This is a genomic window from Pseudomonas fluorescens group sp. (genome assembly GCF_020093335.1).
Classification (GTDB): domain Bacteria; phylum Pseudomonadota; class Gammaproteobacteria; order Pseudomonadales; family Pseudomonadaceae; genus Aquipseudomonas; species Aquipseudomonas petroselini.
Map to the genome: position 1 here is coordinate 78,194 of NZ_JAIOKW010000002.1, position 18,135 is coordinate 96,328.

Annotated in this window: 19 protein-coding genes; 5 read left to right on the forward strand and 14 right to left on the reverse strand. The window is 62.5% G+C overall.

Annotated elements, in window-relative coordinates:
- Positions 1-164 precede the first annotated feature (164 nt).
- The 4 genes from K7431_RS03300 to K7431_RS03315 form a co-directional block, all read right to left on the reverse strand.
- Entirely contained in the window at positions 165-902 is a 738-nt protein-coding gene (locus K7431_RS03300; protein WP_012724609.1) for a CPBP family intramembrane glutamic endopeptidase, read from the reverse strand.
- Positions 903-909: 7 nt separating this feature from the next.
- Positions 910-1,380: a RidA family protein gene (locus K7431_RS03305; RefSeq protein WP_012724610.1), complete on the reverse strand. Its 471-nt coding sequence runs from the start codon at positions 1,378-1,380 to the stop codon at positions 910-912.
- Positions 1,377-1,595, reverse strand: a complete 219-nt coding sequence (locus K7431_RS03310; protein WP_012724611.1) for a DUF6434 domain-containing protein — start codon at positions 1,593-1,595, stop codon at positions 1,377-1,379. The genes K7431_RS03305 and K7431_RS03310 overlap by 4 nt, the downstream gene beginning before the upstream one ends.
- 97 nt (positions 1,596-1,692) lie before the next feature.
- Positions 1,693-2,790, reverse strand: coding sequence for an SMP-30/gluconolactonase/LRE family protein (locus K7431_RS03315; RefSeq protein WP_012724612.1), 1,098 nt, complete (start codon positions 2,788-2,790; stop codon positions 1,693-1,695).
- A 218-nt stretch (positions 2,791-3,008) separates the two neighbouring features.
- Here K7431_RS03315 and K7431_RS03320 point away from each other — a divergent pair, with 218 nt between their 5' ends.
- A complete protein-coding gene (locus K7431_RS03320) occupies positions 3,009-3,437 on the forward strand; it encodes a nuclear transport factor 2 family protein (protein WP_012724613.1) in 429 nt (142 codons plus the stop codon).
- Positions 3,438-3,460: 23 nt separating this feature from the next.
- Here the strand turns inward: K7431_RS03320 and K7431_RS03325 are convergent, their stop codons facing one another.
- Complete coding sequence (locus tag K7431_RS03325) at positions 3,461-4,786, reverse strand: aminotransferase-like domain-containing protein (RefSeq protein ID WP_012724614.1); 1,326 nt, start codon at positions 4,784-4,786, stop codon at positions 3,461-3,463.
- A gap of 92 nt (positions 4,787-4,878) precedes the next feature.
- On the opposite strand from K7431_RS03325, the gene K7431_RS03330 reads away from it, so the two are divergent.
- Positions 4,879-5,769 (forward strand): DMT family transporter, encoded by an 891-nt coding sequence (locus tag K7431_RS03330; RefSeq protein WP_012724615.1) that lies wholly within the window; start codon positions 4,879-4,881, stop codon positions 5,767-5,769.
- On the opposite strand, the gene K7431_RS03335 is transcribed toward K7431_RS03330, so the two are convergent.
- Entirely contained in the window at positions 5,766-6,332 is a 567-nt protein-coding gene (locus K7431_RS03335) for a YceI family protein (protein WP_012724616.1), read from the reverse strand. The two genes, K7431_RS03330 and K7431_RS03335, sit on opposite strands and share 4 nt — an antisense overlap.
- 122 nt (positions 6,333-6,454) lie before the next feature.
- On the opposite strand from K7431_RS03335, the gene K7431_RS03340 reads away from it, so the two are divergent.
- Both K7431_RS03340 and yghX read left to right on the forward strand, forming a co-directional pair.
- Positions 6,455-6,949 (forward strand): PaaI family thioesterase, encoded by a 495-nt coding sequence (locus K7431_RS03340; protein WP_012724617.1) that lies wholly within the window; start codon positions 6,455-6,457, stop codon positions 6,947-6,949.
- Between the two features lie 44 nt (positions 6,950-6,993).
- Positions 6,994-7,881: a YghX family hydrolase gene (gene yghX / locus K7431_RS03345; protein ID WP_012724618.1), complete on the forward strand. Its 888-nt coding sequence runs from the start codon at positions 6,994-6,996 to the stop codon at positions 7,879-7,881.
- A 63-nt stretch (positions 7,882-7,944) separates the two neighbouring features.
- Here yghX and K7431_RS03350 read toward each other — a convergent pair whose 3' ends face one another.
- Both K7431_RS03350 and K7431_RS03355 read right to left on the reverse strand, forming a co-directional pair.
- Complete coding sequence (locus tag K7431_RS03350) at positions 7,945-9,129, reverse strand: DUF2252 domain-containing protein (protein WP_043205445.1); 1,185 nt, start codon at positions 9,127-9,129, stop codon at positions 7,945-7,947.
- A 75-nt stretch (positions 9,130-9,204) separates the two neighbouring features.
- Positions 9,205-10,083, reverse strand: coding sequence for a LysR family transcriptional regulator (locus K7431_RS03355; RefSeq protein WP_012724620.1), 879 nt, complete (start codon positions 10,081-10,083; stop codon positions 9,205-9,207).
- A 131-nt stretch (positions 10,084-10,214) separates the two neighbouring features.
- On the opposite strand from K7431_RS03355, the gene ampC reads away from it, so the two are divergent.
- The gene (ampC, locus tag K7431_RS03360) at positions 10,215-11,357 is read left to right on the forward strand and encodes a class C beta-lactamase (RefSeq protein WP_012724621.1); all 1,143 of its coding nucleotides are present in this window, start codon (positions 10,215-10,217) and stop codon (positions 11,355-11,357) included.
- 133 nt (positions 11,358-11,490) lie between these two features.
- On the opposite strand, the gene dctM is transcribed toward ampC, so the two are convergent.
- The 6 genes from dctM to K7431_RS03390 form a co-directional block, all read right to left on the reverse strand.
- Positions 11,491-12,771: a C4-dicarboxylate TRAP transporter large permease protein DctM gene (gene dctM, locus K7431_RS03365; protein WP_012724622.1), complete on the reverse strand. Its 1,281-nt coding sequence runs from the start codon at positions 12,769-12,771 to the stop codon at positions 11,491-11,493.
- Positions 12,771-13,403, reverse strand: a complete 633-nt coding sequence (locus K7431_RS03370; RefSeq protein WP_012724623.1) for a TRAP transporter small permease — start codon at positions 13,401-13,403, stop codon at positions 12,771-12,773. The genes dctM and K7431_RS03370 overlap by 1 nt, the downstream gene beginning before the upstream one ends.
- Before the next feature lie 132 nt (positions 13,404-13,535).
- Positions 13,536-14,519 (reverse strand): TRAP transporter substrate-binding protein, encoded by a 984-nt coding sequence (locus K7431_RS03375; protein ID WP_012724624.1) that lies wholly within the window; start codon positions 14,517-14,519, stop codon positions 13,536-13,538.
- Between the two features lie 221 nt (positions 14,520-14,740).
- Positions 14,741-15,553: an HpcH/HpaI aldolase/citrate lyase family protein gene (locus K7431_RS03380; RefSeq protein ID WP_012724625.1), complete on the reverse strand. Its 813-nt coding sequence runs from the start codon at positions 15,551-15,553 to the stop codon at positions 14,741-14,743.
- Positions 15,554-15,582: 29 nt separating this feature from the next.
- On the reverse strand, positions 15,583-16,776 hold the full coding sequence (locus tag K7431_RS03385; RefSeq protein WP_012724626.1) for a CaiB/BaiF CoA transferase family protein: 1,194 nt from the start codon (positions 16,774-16,776) through the stop codon (positions 15,583-15,585).
- A gap of 9 nt (positions 16,777-16,785) precedes the next feature.
- Complete coding sequence (locus tag K7431_RS03390; RefSeq protein ID WP_012724627.1) at positions 16,786-18,135, reverse strand: MmgE/PrpD family protein; 1,350 nt, start codon at positions 18,133-18,135, stop codon at positions 16,786-16,788.

Here is an 18,135-nt window from a genome sequence, read left to right on the forward strand (position 1 = left end):
AAGCTTGCTGTGGTGAGCGCGCTTACTGTGGTGAGCGGGCTTGCCCCGCGCTGGGCTGCGCAGCAGCCCCATTGGGCTTACGGTGATACTGACGGGGGACAAGTCAAATCGTCGCACCTCTCCCCACCACAGCAAGCCCCACACATTTGCGTCGGTATTTCACATCAAGTGATGAAGGGCACGGCGATCAGCAGGATCGCCGTGCCATGGGCCAGCGTCGCCGCCAGCACACCGTAACGCAGGCGCACCAGCGCGCAAGCCAACCCTTCGATCAGGGTAAACAACAACACCGGCCAGCCCAGCTGAGTAACGCTCAGTGCCAGGAATGTATGGCAAGCCGCAAAGGCCACACCGCTGATCAGTGCCGCGCGCAATGGCGCCACCTGCTGTTCCAGATACCCCTGCAAATACCCGCGAAACAGCACCTCTTCCAACGCATTGGCACCATAGGCCAACACCACCATACCCGGCAGCCATGCCCAGTAGCCCGGGATCGCTGACGCTTCAATTGCCTGGTAGAAGCGCAGCGGCACACCGATCAAGCATCCGACGGCAAGGCCGACCGCAAGGCCGCCGATTCGATGCCCCCTTGACCAGCAGATCAGCGCCGACAGGTCTGGCGCCACTCGCATCAGCACGGCAATCAGTAGCAACGACAAGCCGCCCAACGCCGCCAACACAAACGCATTGGCAGTGAACGCCAACTGCACTTCGCTGCCCAGCGACCATAGGCCCAGCGGGGTCATTACATCGCGCATCAGCACGAACGCCGCCAGCAGAATCAGGATACGCAGGGCCGTCAGCGACCTGGGCGTGAGTGCAAACCACAGGCCGAACAACAGCAGGCCCGGCGCCAGATACGTGGCGTAATTGATCAGTACTGCCATTCCTTGGGTAATCATGGGTCGCTCAGCCGTGCGCCACCGCGATCATATCGATCTCCACCGCCGCCGACTTCGGCAACTGCATCACCCCCACCGAGGTGCGCGTATGCACCCCGGCTTCACGGAGGATCTCGTGCAGCAGGTCCGACGCACCGTTGGCCACCTCACTTTGCTGATCAAAGTCCTCGGCACTGCGCACGTACACGGTGATGCGCGGGATCGCCTTGATCGCGTCCAGCGAACCCAGCGCCTGCTTGAGCAACCCCAGGCAGCGCAACGCACTGATGCCGGCGGCGATTTGTGCCTGGGCCAGGGTCAGGTTTTCACCGACCTTGCCCGGCAGCACGATGGTATCGCCGACCCGCGGGATCTGGCCGCTGATGTACAGGTGGTTGCCGTCCCGGACCAGGGGCGTGTAGTTGCCACCGACCTTGAATTCGTCCATCAGGTAGCCAAGGCGTTGTTGCGCGGCCTGGTATTTTTCGTCGCGGGTCATGGGCGTGAATCCTCGTGTCGGCGCCGCCACTCGTCCACCACGTCACCGAGGGTCTTGGGCTCAGCGTTGCGAATCCAGGCCATGAAGGGCCGGTCGAACGTGAATGCCGGACCACAGTGCTCAAGCATGAAGCGGCGTACGTTCTGCGTGTTTTTGTAGTGAGGGGTAACGGGCGTGTTGCGGGTGATGGGGTCGCTGTGCCAATTGAAGTCCATTTGCTTGACGCTCTGACGCCTCAGGAGCCCGCAGCATAGCGCCAAAATGCCAAGATGGGCGCCGCTCGACCGACGCTCACCCTGGTTTTTTTTGCGGTCAGCCGCCGAAATCGGCGCCACGCGTGTTGACGAACACTGCATAGATCGAATGGCTGCCGGCCATGAACAGGCGGTTACCCTCACGGCCGCCAAAACACAGGTTGGGGCAGCGTTCCGGCAGCGAGATATGCCCGATAGCCTTGCCCTGCGGATTGAACACGCGCACGCCATCGAGTTTTTCCAAGTCGGCCTTGGGGTCGCCGTTGCCGCCCCAGCCACACCAGAGGTTGCCGCTCTCGTCGCACTTGATGCCGTCCAAGGCCGCGTACTCCAGGCCTTCGATGTGCTTGCGACGGGCGCCAAGTGTGCCGTCGTCATTCACGTCGATGGCCCAGATCAACCGGTTGGGCTTGGCCCGGCCTTCGACCACGTAGAGCAGTTTCTCATCCGGGGAAAAGCACAGGCCGTTGGGGCCGTTGAGGTCGTCGATCACCCGCGTGACCTTGCCGCTGTCACCGTCGATGCGGTAGACGCCATGGGGCTGGGTGGGCGTGATCTTGTGCCCTTCGTAGTTGTTGCCGGTCTGGAACGGCGGGTCCGTGAACCACACCGAGCCATCCCGTTTGCACACGATGTCGTTGGGCGAATTGAAGGGCTTGCCGTCAAAGCTGTCCGCCAGCACGGTGAGGCTGCCGTTGTGCTCGGTGCGGGTGATGCGCCGGCCCTCCTGGCTGGTGGTCGAGCCTTCGCACACCAGCAGCCGGCCTTGGCGATCACGGCACATGCCGTTGGAGAAATTGGCGTTTTCGCGGTACACCGACAGGCTATCGGTCACCTCGTCCCAGCGCACGATGCGGTTGTTGGGGATATCGCTGAGCAGCAGGTAGCGGCCATCGCCGATCCACACCGGCCCCTCGGCCCAACGCAAGCCGGTCGCCAGTCGCTCGACACTGGCATTGAACAGGCGTAATTCCAGGAAACTGTCATCAAGCACTTTCACCAAGGGGTCTGGGTATCGCTGGCTCAATGGCTCAGCGGCATCTGCCAGGCGCGGCAAGTTGCCCAGCACTGCCACGGAGGCGGAAACCGCCAGGGAACGTTGCAGGAAAACGCGGCGACTGTGGTCGGTCCGGGCAGGCGAAGAGGAAGAATCCATGGTGTGTCTCCGTTATTTTATTGTTAGACGGGACGCCATTTTTAACCAGTGATGAGACATCGTACAAGAACAATGAAATCTCGAGCCCGAGCAAACCCTCAGCACCGTGTAAATATCCGAAATTTTACTTTCCAAACGGCACAAGAGTATTGCAATGTTGTACGACGACATAAGCGGTAACGTGTTGTCCCACCCCCAACAACAATAAGGAAACACCCATGCAAAAAGTCAAAGTGCTGATCGGTTTTCTGTGCCTGTTCAGCGGCTACGTGGCCGCAGCCCCCGCCGCCGATAAAGACGTCGCCCAAGCGGTCGACCACCTGACCCAAGCGATGCTGCATAAAGACCTCAAGCAGCTCCAGAGCCTGACCGCCGAGAACCTTACCTACGGCCACTCCAGCGGCAAGATCCAGAACAAGCAGGAATTCATCGCCGATATCGAGACCGGTCGCAGCGGCTTCAAGACCCTCGAAATGCAGAAACAGACCATCACCTTGAGTGGCGATACCGCCTTGGTCCGCAACCACTTCTCCGCCCTGGCAGTGAACAGCGGCAAAGAAGTGCCCACCGAAATCGAGAACTTCCAGATCTGGCAAAAGCAGAAAGGCCACTGGCTGCTGATCGGTCGCCAGGCGTTTAAATTCTGAGGGCTAGCGGTGAGCCGCCTGGCTCACCACTGCACGACCTTGCGCACCGTCAGCAACGCTTCGCGCAACGCCGCCATGTCCACCGACCCCAAGGCCAGCCGTAGTGCGTGGGGCACATGGGCCGAGACGGAAAACGGCTCAGCGGTTGACACGGAAATGCCCTCGCGCTGCAAGGCCATGGCGACCTGATCGGCGCGGGCCTCTTCCGCCAAGGGCAGCCACAAGAAATACGAACAGGGATGACGGGTGTACGCCAGGCCCTTCAACACCTGGGCTGCCAGGGCCTGGCGCGCCTGGGCATCACGGCGCTTTTGCGCTTCCAACTGCGCCACTGTGCCGTCCTCGATCCAGGCCACCGCAATAGCACTCATCACGCCGGGCACGTTCCAGGTGGTGGCCATGATGCTGCGTTCCAGGCCCTTGACCCATTCAAGCGGCGCCACCACAAACCCCACCCGCAGGCCGGTCGCGACGCTTTTCGAAAGCCCGCCCACATACACCGTGCGCTCCGGCGCCAGGGTGGCCAGGGGCGGCGGCGCGTCCTCGACCAGAAACGCATAGGCCGCGTCCTCGATGATCATCAGGTTGTGCTGCCGGGCGATCGCCACCAGCGCCTGGCGCTGGTCCAGGCTCAGCACCCAGCCCAGCGGATTGTGCAGCGTCGGCATGCTGTACACGGCACGCACCGGGCGCTTGCGACACAGGGTCTGCAGCGCGTCCAAGTCCGGGCCGGCCGCCGTGACCGGGATCGCGACAACGTCCAAGTGCAGGGTCTCGGCCAACACTTTGAACCCTGAATAGGTCAACGCATCCACCGCGATCACATCCCCGGGCTTGAGCAACGCCATCATCGTCACCGCCAAGCCGTGCTGGGCGCCGCTGACCAGCAGCACTTGGTCGGCCTCCACGCTGAGCCCCCTGCTGAGCACATGCCGCGCAAACGCAGCACGCTCGTGCAGGCGACCGGCGTGAGGCTGGTAACGCAACAACGCTTCGAGGTCGCCGGATAATGCCAATTGGCGTAACGCCGTGCGCAGCAGGTCCGCCTGGCCGGGCAGCGACGGGTAGTTGAAGTTGAGATCCAGCATCCCCGCCGCCACCGTCATCTGCCCACTGCCCTGCCCCGGCGGCAACGCGATCTCGCGCACGAACGTGCCACGCCCGGTTTCCCCACTGACCAGGCCCATGGCTTCCAGCTCGGCGTACACCCGGCTGGCGGTGACCAGGGCCAGGCCATGATCGGCGGCCAGTTGCCGGTGCGTCGGCAGGCGTGTGCCGGGCGGCATTATCCCGCTGCGAATATCTGCGGCGAAGCGGTCGACCAGGGACTTGTAGCGGGCGCGAGGCATAGACACTGTATCCATGACAATTTTTTGATTGTCTTAATGCTGCCCCCTAGGATGGCCTGATCGCAACCTCTCCTTTCTTCAGGGCACCCTTCATGGAACGTACATCCCCCTTCAACACCCTGGACAGCCGCACGCAAGGCTGGATCAACGGCTTTATCGGCGTGGTGATTTTCAGCGGTTCCCTGCCCGCCACACGCCTGGCCGTGATGGAGTTTGACCCGGTGTTCCTGACCATGCTCCGCGCGGCCATCGCCGCCGCCCTGGGGCTGTTCCTGCTGGGGCTGTTCAAGGAAAAACGCCCCGCACGTCATCAGTGGCTGCCCCTGGCGATCGTCTCTCTGGGGGTAGTGATCGGCTTTCCCTTGCTCACGGCGCTCGCGCTGCAATACGTGACGTCCGCCCACTCCATCGTGTTTATCGGCCTGCTGCCCCTGGCGACCGCTGTATTTGCCGTGCTGCGCGGTGGCGAGCGCCCGCGCCCGGTGTTCTGGGTGTTTTCGATCCTGGGCAGTGGGCTGGTGATGGGGTATGCCGTCGCCCAGGGGCTGAGCGCCGCACCGGCCGGCGATCTGCTGATGCTGCTGGCGGTGCTGGTCTGCGGCCTGGGTTACGCCGAAGGCGCCAAGCTGTCGCGCAGCCTGGGCGGCTGGCAGGTGATCTGCTGGGCATTGGTGGTGTCGATGCCGGTGGTGGTGCCCTTGAGCCTGGTACTGGCGCCGCCGAGTTTCAGCGGCATCAGCCTGCCCGCCTGGCTGAGCCTGGGCTACGTGGCGTTGTTCAGCATGTTGCTCGGCTTTGTGTTCTGGTACCGCGGCCTGGCCCAGGGTGGCATCGCCGCCGTGGGCCAGTTGCAATTGCTGCAACCGTTTTTCGGCTTGGCGCTGGCGGCGGGCCTGCTGCATGAGCCGGTCAGCCTGGGCATGGTACTGGTGACGGTCGCGGTGATCGGCTGCGTGGCGGGTGCAAAGCGGTTCGCGCGTTAACGCTGCGGCGCGACCATCTTGAACTTGATGTTGATGTCATTGGACACCACGCGATTGCCCGCCCATTCGCCCTCGCCAATCTTGAAGTCGCCGCGCTTGAGGATGAACTCACCGTCGAACACGCCGATACCGCCCTGCTCCTTGAGCACCACGTCGACCGTCACCGGGTGCGTGATGCCCTTGAGGGTCAGGTTGCCGCTGATGGTGTAGCGGTTGTCCCCCAGGACCGTGACACCGGTGGACTCGTACACGCCCACCGGATACGTCGCGGTGTCGAACCAGGACGCACGTTGCAGTTCATCGTTCGCGTCGGGGCTGCCGGCGTCGATGCTCGCGAGTTGGATCTTGAGCAACGCATGCCCGGCTTCAGGTTTTTGCGTGTCGAAGGTCAAGCTGCCCTCGAACTCGCTGAAGGTGCCATACACCCGCTGCCCCAATTGTTTATAAGTGAAACTGATCTGGCTGGCGGTGCGGTTGACGTCCTTGTACTCCACCGCCTGGGCGCTGGCGCCATAGGCAAGGATCAAAGCCAGTAAAGCGACCGGGGACATTCGACGTTTCATGCAACGCTCCGCTGGAAGTAACGACACAGGTACTGAGCTGGTAGGTCATACCAGGGATTTATTCCAATCAAGCGTCTGTCCTGCTAAACAGAGTAGTCGCCCAAGCACAACAAGGATTCTGCATGCACGCCCCTTCACTCCAGGACACCACCGCGCCGGAAGGCATCTGCTACGGCTGCGGCGGCAGCAACCCCCACGGCCTGCACATCAAGAGCCGCTGGGACGCGGATGGCACCCACCTCGTGGCCGAGCACCTGCCCGAGGCAAAATACAGCGGCTGGCCCGACCTGGTCTACGGCGGATTGATTGCCATGCTGGTGGACTGCCATTCCAACTGGACCGCCATGGCCTACCATTACCGCGCCGAGCAACGCGAACCCGGCAGCCGGCCGCGCATCGACTGCGTCACCGGCAAGCTGGGCATCACATTCATCAAGCCGACGCCCCTGGGCGTCACCCTCACCCTGCGCGCGCGGGCTGAAGGCGATGTGGGCCGCAAAACCCGCGTGATCTGCGAGGTGTACGCCGATAACGTGCTGACCGCAGTGGGCGATTCGATCTTCGTACGCGTCGACACCGGCCAACTGGCCGCCGCCGCCCATGGCCGTGAGGGCTGATCCTGGTCTACATTGACTGCCACCGCTAATCGAGGATTGCACCGATGACTCGTCTCACCGCGAAAGACTTTGCGCCCGAACTGCTGGAACTCTACGACGGCTATGCCCACGGCAAGATCAACCGCCGCGAATTTCTCGACCGCGCCGCGCTGTTCACCTTTGGCGGCCTCACCGCCTCGGCCTTGCTCGCGGCCCTGAGCCCCAACTACGCCCTGGCCGAACAGGTGAAATTCACCGACCCGGACATCGTCGCCGACTACATCACCTACCCCTCACCCAAAGGCAACGGCAACGTACGCGGCTACCTGGTGCGCCCGGCCAAAGCGGCGGGCAAGCTGCCGGCGGTGGTGGTGGTCCACGAAAACCGGGGCCTCAACCCCTATATCGAAGACGTCGCCCGACGCTTGGCCAAGGCCGGTTTTATCGCCCTGGCGCCCGACGGCCTGACCTCGGTCGGCGGCTACCCCGGCAACGATGAAAAAGGCGTGGAACTGCAACAGAAAGTCGACCCGACCAAGCTCATGAACGACTTCTTCGCCGCCATTGAATGGCTGATGCACCACGACAGCAGCACCGGCAAGGTCGGGATCACCGGCTTCTGCTATGGCGGCGGCGTGACCAATGCCGCAGCGGTGGCCTACCCCGAACTGGGTGCGGCGGTGTCGTTTTATGGACGCCAGCCGGAGGCCAAGGATGTGCCACGGATCAAGGCGCCGATCATGCTGCACTACGGTGAGTTGGACACGCGGATCAATGAAGGCTGGCCGGCGTACGAGCAGGCGTTGAAGGCGGCAGGCACCCCCTATGAGGCATATATCTACAAGGGTGCCAACCACGGTTTCCATAATGACTCAACGCCGCGTTATGACGAGGCGGCGGCAAATCTGGCGTGGAAAAGAACGCTCGACTGGTTCCATAAATATTTGGCCTAGACGCCCCTTAACTGTGGGAGCTGGCTTGCCTGCTCCCCCATTAGATCCACTGCGTTATCGAGGTCAGTGTTCCAAGGCATACCGGCGGCAATGGTTGAGGTAACCCTGCTCATGGCTAACCACCAGTTGCACCACACTGGTCCAGAGCCAGGACGGCGCGTCCAACTGCTTGGAGCGGTTCTCCTGCAACACCGCCATCCAGTCCTTGCGCGTGTCGCGATCCATCTGCCGCGCATGGGCGATACCGACCACCCGCGCGAGGTAGCCGGCGGCGTGCATGGCATCGATCTCGCTCAGTTCGTCCAGCTCCAGCTTCATGTCCTGGGGCAGCAGTTCACGGATAAAAAACCCGTGATCCAGAAAACGCGTGGCCACCATCCGCTCACCCAGGCCCGGTGACAGCTGGCGTGCACCCTCCACCACGCGACGACCGTTATCCCTCGGCATCTTCGCCCGCGCCGCACGGGGTGCAGCAGCCCCGACGGCTTCCTTGATATCAATCAGGCAATACTCTTGATCATCGTCGTCGCCCACGCCGAGCAAGGCGGCATACCGCAGCAAGCCGAGCGAACTGCAGCCCTTGACCCAATAGGCCGAGTCCAGTAGTTCGACCCTGGCATCCTTGGGCCGCCCCTTGAGCGAGGTGACCAATTGATGGATTTCATCCGAGGCACACAGGGTTTGCAATGCGGTTTTCTCGGCCCGTGATAACGACCAGAAATGCTTGCCCAAGGGGATGGTCGGCCGGGCGCTTTCGATGCGCTCACGCGCGAGGTTTTTCCAAGTGCGCGCCACCGCGCTGCGCATGCCTGCCTTGACCTGGGACGGACGCGGCGGGACCTGGTCGGGTTTGTCTTTGAACGCCTGTTCGTAGCCCAGCATCATTTCTTCGAGCATACGTGCGGTGGTAACGCCGGGCAGGTCCGAGCCGCGTGCAGCGGTCGCCAGGGACAAGGCCAGGCGCACCAGATCGTGGGTCGGATTACCGATCACCGTCTGGTCAAGGTCGCGGATATGCATATCGATGCGGCCGTTGGTGTCCCCGGTAGGCCCCAGGTTACCGGCGTGGCAGTCGCCGCAGATCCAGATGGCCGGGCCGTGGGGCAAGCGGCGGCCAGTCTGGCTGTGCAGCCACTCATAAAACTGCACCGTGCTGCCGCGTACGTAAGCGTGGGCGGAGCGCGCCATCTTCAGGTTTCGCAATTGGATCAGGCGAGGCATGCGGGCGGAGGGGCGCGGTATTTTCATGGAATCACTCAGTGCAGGTGTTGCGGTAGAGCGCTGGCCCTCGGAAAATGTTTCATTATGTTTCAAAAAAAGCGTTCAGCCCGGCTGCGCCATGTCCCGCAACCAGCCCTTGAACGCCAGCATCGCCGAGGTCTCCGTCCGCGACTGCAAGCGCGTCAGCCAATAGCTGCCGGTGGTGATGTCGACGTCGAACGGCTGGCGGATGACATCGCTCTCCAGTTGCCGCGCAAACATCATTGCCGGTGCCAACGCCACCCCCATGCCTTGCAAGGCTGCCTCCATCATTGCCAATGACGAGTCGAACACGATGCTGCGCGGGGCCAGGGTGTCGGCGGGCAACCCGGCCGCCTGGAACCACAGGCTCCACTCATCGGTGCGGTAGGAGCGCAGCAACGTGTGTTTGAGCAGGTCAGCGGGTGCGTGCAGTTGCTCGGCCAGTTGCGGTACGCAGAGCACCGTCAATGGTGCAGCCAACAGTTCGCAGGCATCCGTGCCATGCCAGGCACCGGCGCCAAAACGGATGGCGTAATCCAGGCCCTCGGCGGCCACATCGACGCGGTTGTTGTGGGTGGAAAGGCGCAGGTCGATAAACGGATAGCCGCGTTGAAAATCCGCCAGGCGTGGCAGCAACCACCCTACCGCAAACGTGCCGACGGCCCCCACGGTGAGGACCTCGCGGTAGTGCCCGCCTTCAAACTGGCCCAGCGTGTGGGCGATGCGGTCAAAGGATTCACGCACCACCGGCAGCAGGGTTTCACCTTCGCGTGTCAGCATCAGGCCCCGTGGCAGGCGCTTGAATAATGTGACATTAAGTTGCGCCTCCAGGCTTTTTACCTGATGGCTGACCGCCGCCTGGGTGACGCACAATTCAATGGCCGCACGGGTAAAGCTCAAGTGACGGGCGGACGCCTCGAATGCGCGCAGGGCATTGAGGGGCAAATGGGAACGCAGCATGCTTTACCCTAGATTTTCTAATGGCAGATGCAAGATATCATCGTTTGTCGAAGGGACGGAACCTCACTAGATTTGCGACGCCTGCGCAGGCTCTGATCGTCAGCGCATCATTTACATGGAAGCGAGTAATCATGAACTTCAGCGTACGAAATTTCCTGTTTTCGGCCTTATTTTTCGTCTCCGGCACCAGCATGGCGGCGACCGATTTGCGCAAGGTCGTGGACAGTCATGTTGGGCCCCTGATGCAGCAACAAGGCATTGCCGGCCTGTCGGTGGCCGTCGTCAACAAAGGCAAGGTGCAATACTTTAACTACGGCGTCGCCAATAAAGACAAACAGCAGCCCGTGACTCAAGACACACTGTTCGAGATCGGCTCGGTGAGCAAAACCTTCACCGCCACCCTAGGCGGCTATGCCGAGGCCAGCGGCAAGCTCCAGCTCTCGGACAAGGCCAGCCAGCACCTTGCAGCCCTCAAGGGCAGTGCCTTCGACCGCATCAGCCTGCTGCAACTCGCCACCTACACCCCCGGCGGCCTGCCGCTGCAGTTTCCGGACGCCGCCGACAACGCCGACGCCATGATCGGCTATTTCCAGCACTGGAAACCCGCCTACGCGCCCGGTGCGCAGCGTCTCTACTCCAACCCGAGCATTGGCCTGTTCGGCTACCTGAGCGCCCAAAGCCTGGGCCAGCCGTTCAACACGGCGATGGAGAAAACCCTGCTGCCCAAGTTGGGCCTGAAGAACACCTATGTCAGCGTGCCTGCTGATAAAGCCGACGCCTACGCCCAGGGCTACGACAAGCAGGACAAACCTGTACGCGTCGGCCCCGGCGCGTTGGACGGCGAAGCCTATGGCATCAAGACCAGCACCCAGGACCTGGCGCATTACGTCATGGTGAACATGCGCCCGCAAACCCTGGAGAAACCGCTGCAACAGGCCATCGCCACCACGCACACCGGTTACTACACGGTCAACGGTATGACCCAAGGCCTGGGCTGGGAGTCCTACCCCTACCCGATCACCCTGCAAGCGCTGATGGATGGCAACTCCACACCGATGGCGATGGAGCCGCACAACGTGAAGTGGCTGAACCCGGCTCAGGCGCAACCGGCGAACGTGCTGTACAACAAAACCGGCTCAACCGGTGGTTTTGGTGCCTACGTGGCGTATGTGCCGAGCAGGGACATCGGCGTGGTGATATTGGCCAACAAGAATTACCCGAATGCCGAGCGCGTGAAGGTGGCCCATGCGATCTTGAGTGCACTGGACCATTAAAAAGACTGCACATACCCCCCGTGGGAGCGGGCTTGCCCGCAATGAGGGTGTGCCAGCCAGCACAGTTGGCAACTGACACACCGCCATCGCGGGCAAGCCCGGCTCCCACAAGGTATTGCGGTATTGGCGGGATTTACATACCCAACCAGTGCGGCAACGCCAACGAGATAAACGGCAAGTAGGTGACCATGATCAGGAACACCAACAGGATCATCAGCCACGGCAACGCCGCACGGATCGTCTGCCCCAGCGTCAGCCCCGTCACCGCCGACGTCACAAACAGGTTCAACCCCACCGGCGGGTGCACCAGGCCGATCTCCATATTCACCACCATCACGATACCCAGGTGAATCGGGTCAATGCCCAGCTTCATGGCAATCGGGAAGAAGATCGGCGCCAGGATCAGCACGATGGCCGAAGGCTCCATGAAGCTGCCGGCGATCAACAACACCACATTGACCATGATCAAAAAGCCAATCGGCGTCAGGCCTTCGGAGAGCACCCAAGCGGTGATTTCCTGCGGGATCTGCTCGGTGGTCAGCACATGGGCAAACAGCATGGCGTTGGCGATGATGAACATCAGCATGATCGCCAGGCGCCCGGATTCCAGCAGCACCTTGGGGCAGTCGCGCAGCTTCATGTCCTTGTAGACGAACAGCGCGACGAACGCTGAATAAACCGCCGCCACCGCCGCCGCTTCGGTCGGGGTGAACATGCCGCTGTAGATGCCGCCGAGGATGATCACCAGCAGCAACAGGCCCCAGAAAGCACGCCGTGCGCAGGTCAGCCACTCGCGGAAGGTCGCTCGCGGCTGCGCCGGCAGCTTCTTGATGCGCGCGACGATGTAGATCGCGATCATCAGCATCAGGCCCAGCAGCAGCCCCGGAATGACGCCCGCCATAAACAGCTTGCCCACCGAGGTTTCAGTCGCCGCCGAATACACCACCATCACGATCGACGGCGGGATCAGGATGCCCAAGGTCCCCGCATTACAGATAATCCCCGCACCGAACTCCTTCGGGTAACCGGAACGCACCATCCCCGCCACGGCAATCGAACCCACCGCCGCCACCGTCGCCGGTGACGAACCCGACAGCGCCGCAAACAGCATGCACGCCAGCACCGCCGCAATCGCCAGGCCGCCACGGATATGGCCGACGCAGGCGTTGGCAAAGTCGATCAAGCGCTGCGCCACGCCGCCGGTGGTCATGAACGCACCCGACAACAGGAAGAACGGAATCGCCAGGAAGGTATAGGCATCGGAGGTTTCGAACAGCTTGATCGCCAGGGAACTGACCGAGTCCTGGCTGAACATCAGGATCGACACCGCACCGGACAAGCCCAGGGAAATCGCGATGGGCACACCCAGGAACATGAATACGAATAACAGCAGGAATAAACAGAGCACGGCCATCAGTGACGCTCCTCATGGCTGCCGGCCAATTTGCTGGCCTCACCGGCCTCGTCGGCCAGCCCCAACCCGACCTGGCGGTGGGTAAAGATGCGGTAGAAAATTTCCAGGTAGCGGATGAACACCATGGCGAAACCAATGGGCACGATCACCACGATGTCACCGACATCGATGCCGTACTGATCGAGGTCTTCGGCGCCGATATGCGCGCCCATGACCGCACTCACCCACTTGTAGCTGGCGACCATGAACAACCCGGCGTAGGCCAGGCAGCACAGGCAGGCGAGCATGCCCAACAGGCGCTGCACCGGGCGTTTGGTCAGCTTGACCAGTGCATCCACGCCGAGGTGGCCGGCGGTGCGTACGCCGTAGGAAATGCCAAAGAAAATCAGCCAGCCGAACATGGCCTTGGTCAGCGCTACGCTCCAGGTCATGTCCTGGGCCCAGGTCATGGTGTGGTCACCCAGCGCGCCGAAGAACTGGCTGCTCCAGGCCCATTTGTCGGACAGGGCAAAAAACAGCGTGTAGATGTTGTTGAGCATGACGTAGACGAATGTCACCAGGGTCATGGCGGCCAGCAGGAAAGCGATAAAGCCTTCCTCCAGGTGCTCCCAGACGCGCCTTAGCGTTTGCATGGCAAAACCTCGCGAAAGCAAATGAGATATCGATATGTGGGAGGGGGCTTGCCCCCGATAGCGGTGGGTCAGAGACAGATGGGCAAGCTGACACACCGCAATCGGGGGCAAGCCCCCTCCCACATTGGGGGGTTACCGATTGGAGGCGTCCGCGGCCTTGATCAGATCAGCCCCGATCTCACCCTCGAACTTCTGCCACACCGGGCGCATGGCTTCGCGCCAGAGCTGGCGTTGCTCGGGGGTCAGTTCGATGATTTCGCTGGTCTTGGCGTCGATGATTTTCTGCTTGGCCGACTGGTTCAGCGCCTCAGCCTGTTTGTTCACCTCGACCGTGACCTCGACCATGATCTGCTGCAGGGTGCTACGGATATCCGGCGGCAGGCCGGTCCAGAACTTGGCGTTGGTGATCACCATGTAGTCAATCAGGCCATGGTTGGACTCGGTGAAATACTTCTGCACCTCGTTGACCTTCTGGCTTTCATAGTTCGACCAGGTGTTTTCGGTGCCGTTGACGGTGCCGGTCTGCAGACCTTGGTACACCTCGGCAAAACTCATCTTGCGTGGGTTGGCGCGGATCGCCTTGAACTGTTCTTCCAAGACGCTCGAGGCCTGCACGCGGAACTTCAGGCCACGGGCATCCTTGGGTTCATGCAGTGCTTTGTTGGCAGAAAGCTGCTTGAGGCCGTTGTGCCAATAGGCCAGGCCGAGGATGTTCTTGTCCTGCATGGACGTCAGCAGTTCCTTGCCCTGGGCGGCCTGGAAACGGTCGACAGCGGCAAGGTCGTTGAACAGGAACGGCAGGTCGTAGATCTGCACTTGCTTGGTGTATTGCTCGAACTTGGCCAGGGACGGGGCCAGCATCTGCACGTCGCCCAGCAGCAGCGCTTCCATTTCCTTGCCATCGCCGAACAGCGACGAGTTCGGGTACACCTCGACCTTGACCCTGCCCGGCAAGCGTTCTTCGGCAAGCTTTTTGAACAACAACGCGCCCTGGCCTTTGGGGGTGTTTTCGGCGACCACGTGGGCGAACTTGATGACAATCGGGTCCGCCGCCTGGGCCAGGCCCGCGGCAAACAAGGTGGCGGCGCACAGCAGCGCCCGGGAGAGCTTGAGCATGGAAAATCACCTTCTTATTGTTGTGTTGTCAGGCAAGGTGCCTGATGTCAGGCGTGTAGTGAATTTCGAATTCTAGATACCTGCGTTCGGCCAAGCCGAACGCCAAAAACCGGTTCGATCCCTTGTGGCGAGTGAGCTTGCTCCCGTTGGGCTGCGAAGCGGCCCCAGGAAAAACCGAAGCGCTGCGCACGCCAACGCGAGCAAGCTCGCTCGCCACAGGTTTACTCGGCAGCTAATAACCGTTGTGCCCGCAGCAACACCGGGGCATCCACCATCTGCCCGTCGATCTGGTAGGCCCCTGCCCCATGCGCGCCGGCGTCTACCACGCGCTGGGCCCAGGCCAGGTCCTCGGCGCTCGGCGCCAGCGCTTCATGGATCACCGGCACCTGCTTGGGATGGATACACAACGCCCCGGCAAACCCCATTTCATAGGCATGCCGGATCGAACGGCGCAGGCCCTCGGGGTCATCGATGGCCGGGTGCACGCCGTCCAGGGGCGCTACCAGGCCGGCGGCGCGGGAATGCACAATCAGCGCCAGCCGCGCCTGGTCCAGGGCGAACTGCGCGGCCGGGGAATTACTGCTCAGGTTCAGGTCCAGTGCCAGGTCCAGCCCACCGAACGACAGGCGCTCCACCTGCGGCGCCTGGGCGATCTCGGCCACGGCCAGCAAACCCCGTGCGCTTTCGATAATCGGCCAGATGACTTTGCCGGTAGCCGCTACCACAGCAACCTGGGCCGCACTTTCGACCTTCGGCAGCAACACCCCCGCCACGTTCGGATGGGCTTTGCAGAACGCCACATCCTCGAAATGCTCGGCGTGCTCCGGCGCGTTGATGCGTACCCACACCTGAGCCTCGGGATGCGCCTGCAGGAACCCCCCGAGGTTATCCCGCGCCTGGCGCTTGAGCGGTTCTTCCACCGCGTCTTCAAAATCCACGATCACCGCATCGGCACCACTGGCCAAGGCTTTGGAAAATCGCTCCGGTCGGCTACCGGGCACAAACAACGCCGAACGAACCAAGGGCCTTGGCATCTGTTGAGTTCCTTATTATTGATAACGTGTTAAATAACACCGCGCGCACGCAGACCGTCGATGGCCTCTGCCGAGTAACCCAGCTGATCCAGGATGCCCTGGCTGTGCTGCCCCAACCCTGGAACCGCGTCCATGCGCGGGGTGAACGCGGCATTGCGCGCCGGAGGCAGCAGCGACGGCAACGGGCCGGCCGGGCTGTCGACCTCGCGCCAGCTGTCACGCGCCTTGAGCTGCGGGTGGTCCCACACGCCTTGCATATCGTTGACGCGGGCGCTGGCGATTTGCGCGGTTTCCAGGCGCTGGATCACCGCTTCGGCATCGAGCTGGGCAAAACTGTCAACGATGATCTGGCGCAGCGCTTCACGGTTGGCCGAGCGCTTGAAGTTGGCGGCGAAACGCTCGTCCGTCGCCAGTGTCGGCGTGAGCAGCACCTTGTCGCAGAACGCCGCCCATTCGCGCTCGTTCTGCAACCCGAGCATCACCGTGCCGCCGTCGCCGGTGGGAAACGGCCCATAGGGATAGATCGTCGAATGCGCGGCCCCGGCACGCGGCGGCTGGGATGCGCCGTCGAACGCGTAGTACATCGGGTAGCCCATCCACTCCACCAGACTCTCCAGCATGCTCACGTCGATGCGGCTGCCCTTCCCCGTCTTGCCGCGCAGCAGCAGTGCCGAGAGGATGCCGCTGTAGGCGTACATGCCCGCCGAGATGTCGGCGATGGAACAACCGGCCTTGGCCATCTGGTCTTCGCCGGGGCCGCCGGTCACCGAGAGAAAACCGCCCTCACTCTGGATCAGCAGGTCGTAGGCCTTCTTTTTCTCGTAGGGCCCGCCTTCGCCGTAGCCGGAAATGTCGCAAACAATCAGGCGTGGAAAACGCGCCTGCAGTGCCTCGAACGACAAGCCCATGCGCGCCGCCGCACCGGGCGCCAGGTTCTGCACCAGCACATCGGCATCGGCCAACAGGGTGTCAAGGATAGCGCCCGCCTCGCCTTGCTTGAGGTCCAGGGTCAGGCTTTCCTTGGAGCGATTGGTCCACACGAAATGCGAGGCCAGGCCGCGCACGCGCTCGTCATAGCCACGCGCAAAGTCGCCGCTGCCGGGGCGTTCGATCTTGATGACACGGGCGCCCAGGTCGGCCAACTGGCGGGTACAAAAAGGCGCGGCAATCGCGTGTTCAAGGCTGACAACGGTGATGCCGTCCAGCGGTCGTTGGTGAGTCATGACGGTTCCTCAGAGCCAATGGGCCATGGATGCGGTGTTGCGTAAGTCCCAGACCTTTTCAATCAGGGCATGGGCCTCAAGCGGCGTGCGGGCGCCGCTGAATTGGGCGAGGCGCTGGAATTTATCCGCCAGCTCTCGACGGCTGAGGGTGTTGCCCGGGTCGCCCTTGGGCTCGTCGATGGCGCCGTGCAGCGTGCGGCCGTCAAGGGTGGTGACGGTGACGCGGCCGAGCCAGCGCTGGGGGTAAGCGCTGTCGACTTCGGCGTCGAGGGTCATACTGACCTTGTCGCGGAAGCTGGAGACGGCCGGATCGGTCAGCGCCCGTTCGTGGAACTCCGTGAGCCCGGCCTTGCCATGCACGGCGATCAAGCCCAGCACGGTGCCCATGGAGAACTTGGCCTGGTGCACGCTGGTCGGCACGGTCACGCGCCCCAGCACATCGATGGCGCCTTGATGCACCCGCGTCTCCACATGGGCGATATCGGCGGCGGTGAGGCGTTCGCGCTGCATCAGGTCCAGCAGCGCATCGGCCGCCGGATGCGTATGGCGGCACGAGGCGTGGAACTTGAACGAGGTTTCCAGCAGCGCCCAGCGACTGCCCAGGTCGGCGGACAACTTGCTCGGCTCGGCATCGCTGGACATCCCCGCCGCCAAGCCCTGGTCGCCTTCAAGGATATTGCGCGCACCGGTCAGCCCTTCCGCCGTCAGGTACGCGGCGAGCAAACCGTCCGCCGCCGCCTTGGCCGTGTGCAATTGCTTAGAGTCGGCGGCATCGCGCAGGAACTCCCACAGCCCGGCAGCCTGCGTGCCGGCGCTGCCGAGCAGGTTGATGAATTGTTCTTGGTTGAAATCCAGCAGCTTGCCCACCGCAACGGCCGCCGCCAGGGTGCCGACCGTGGCCGTGGTGTGAAAGATGCGGTAGTGGGAACGGCCCATGAATTCGCCGATACGGATACCGGCTTCATAACCGGCCACCGAGGCCAGCAGCAAGTCGCGGCCGGATTTGCCCAGGTCCTGGGCGGCCGCCAACGCGGCGGGAAACACCACGGTCGCCGGGTGCAAAACGGAACTGTTGTGCAGGTCATCCTGCTCCACCAGGTGGGAGGAAGCGCCGTTGACCAGCGCGGCGAAATACGCGCTGGTGCTGGCGCCGTTGACGATCACCTGCGCCGGGCCGCTGCTTGGCCCCATTTTCTGCGCATAACGCTCGAATAACGGGATTGGGTGCGCGCCCTGGCTCGCCAGCGCCGAAGCCAGCCAGTCCAGATACAGGTCTTCGGTACGCGCCAGCACGTCTTCCGGCAGGTGCGTGTGATTCAGCTCGGCAAGGAACCGACACAGGGCTTGGGTATGGCTCAC

Coding starts and splice junctions, on each gene's coding strand:
- K7431_RS03300 (WP_012724609.1), bottom strand. CDS start 902: ATGATTACCCAAGGAATGGCAGTACTGATCAATTACGCCACGTATCTG.
- K7431_RS03355 (WP_012724620.1), bottom strand. CDS start 10,083: ATGCTGCGTTCCCATTTGCCCCTCAATGCCCTGCGCGCATTCGAGGCG.
- K7431_RS03370 (WP_012724623.1), bottom strand. CDS start 13,403: ATGCAAACGCTAAGGCGCGTCTGGGAGCACCTGGAGGAAGGCTTTATC.
- K7431_RS03320 (WP_012724613.1), top strand. CDS start 3,009: ATGCAAAAAGTCAAAGTGCTGATCGGTTTTCTGTGCCTGTTCAGCGGC.
- K7431_RS03325 (WP_012724614.1), bottom strand. CDS start 4,786: ATGCCTCGCGCCCGCTACAAGTCCCTGGTCGACCGCTTCGCCGCAGAT.
- K7431_RS03310 (WP_012724611.1), bottom strand. CDS start 1,595: ATGGACTTCAATTGGCACAGCGACCCCATCACCCGCAACACGCCCGTT.
- K7431_RS03350 (WP_043205445.1), bottom strand. CDS start 9,129: ATGAAAATACCGCGCCCCTCCGCCCGCATGCCTCGCCTGATCCAATTG.
- K7431_RS03305 (WP_012724610.1), bottom strand. CDS start 1,380: ATGACCCGCGACGAAAAATACCAGGCCGCGCAACAACGCCTTGGCTAC.
- K7431_RS03380 (WP_012724625.1), bottom strand. CDS start 15,553: ATGCCAAGGCCCTTGGTTCGTTCGGCGTTGTTTGTGCCCGGTAGCCGA.
- K7431_RS03385 (WP_012724626.1), bottom strand. CDS start 16,776: ATGACTCACCAACGACCGCTGGACGGCATCACCGTTGTCAGCCTTGAA.
- K7431_RS03330 (WP_012724615.1), top strand. CDS start 4,879: ATGGAACGTACATCCCCCTTCAACACCCTGGACAGCCGCACGCAAGGC.
- yghX (WP_012724618.1), top strand. CDS start 6,994: ATGACTCGTCTCACCGCGAAAGACTTTGCGCCCGAACTGCTGGAACTC.
- dctM (WP_012724622.1), bottom strand. CDS start 12,771: ATGGCCGTGCTCTGTTTATTCCTGCTGTTATTCGTATTCATGTTCCTG.
- K7431_RS03335 (WP_012724616.1), bottom strand. CDS start 6,332: ATGAAACGTCGAATGTCCCCGGTCGCTTTACTGGCTTTGATCCTTGCC.
- K7431_RS03340 (WP_012724617.1), top strand. CDS start 6,455: ATGCACGCCCCTTCACTCCAGGACACCACCGCGCCGGAAGGCATCTGC.
- ampC (WP_012724621.1), top strand. CDS start 10,215: ATGAACTTCAGCGTACGAAATTTCCTGTTTTCGGCCTTATTTTTCGTC.
- K7431_RS03315 (WP_012724612.1), bottom strand. CDS start 2,790: ATGGATTCTTCCTCTTCGCCTGCCCGGACCGACCACAGTCGCCGCGTT.
- K7431_RS03375 (WP_012724624.1), bottom strand. CDS start 14,519: ATGCTCAAGCTCTCCCGGGCGCTGCTGTGCGCCGCCACCTTGTTTGCC.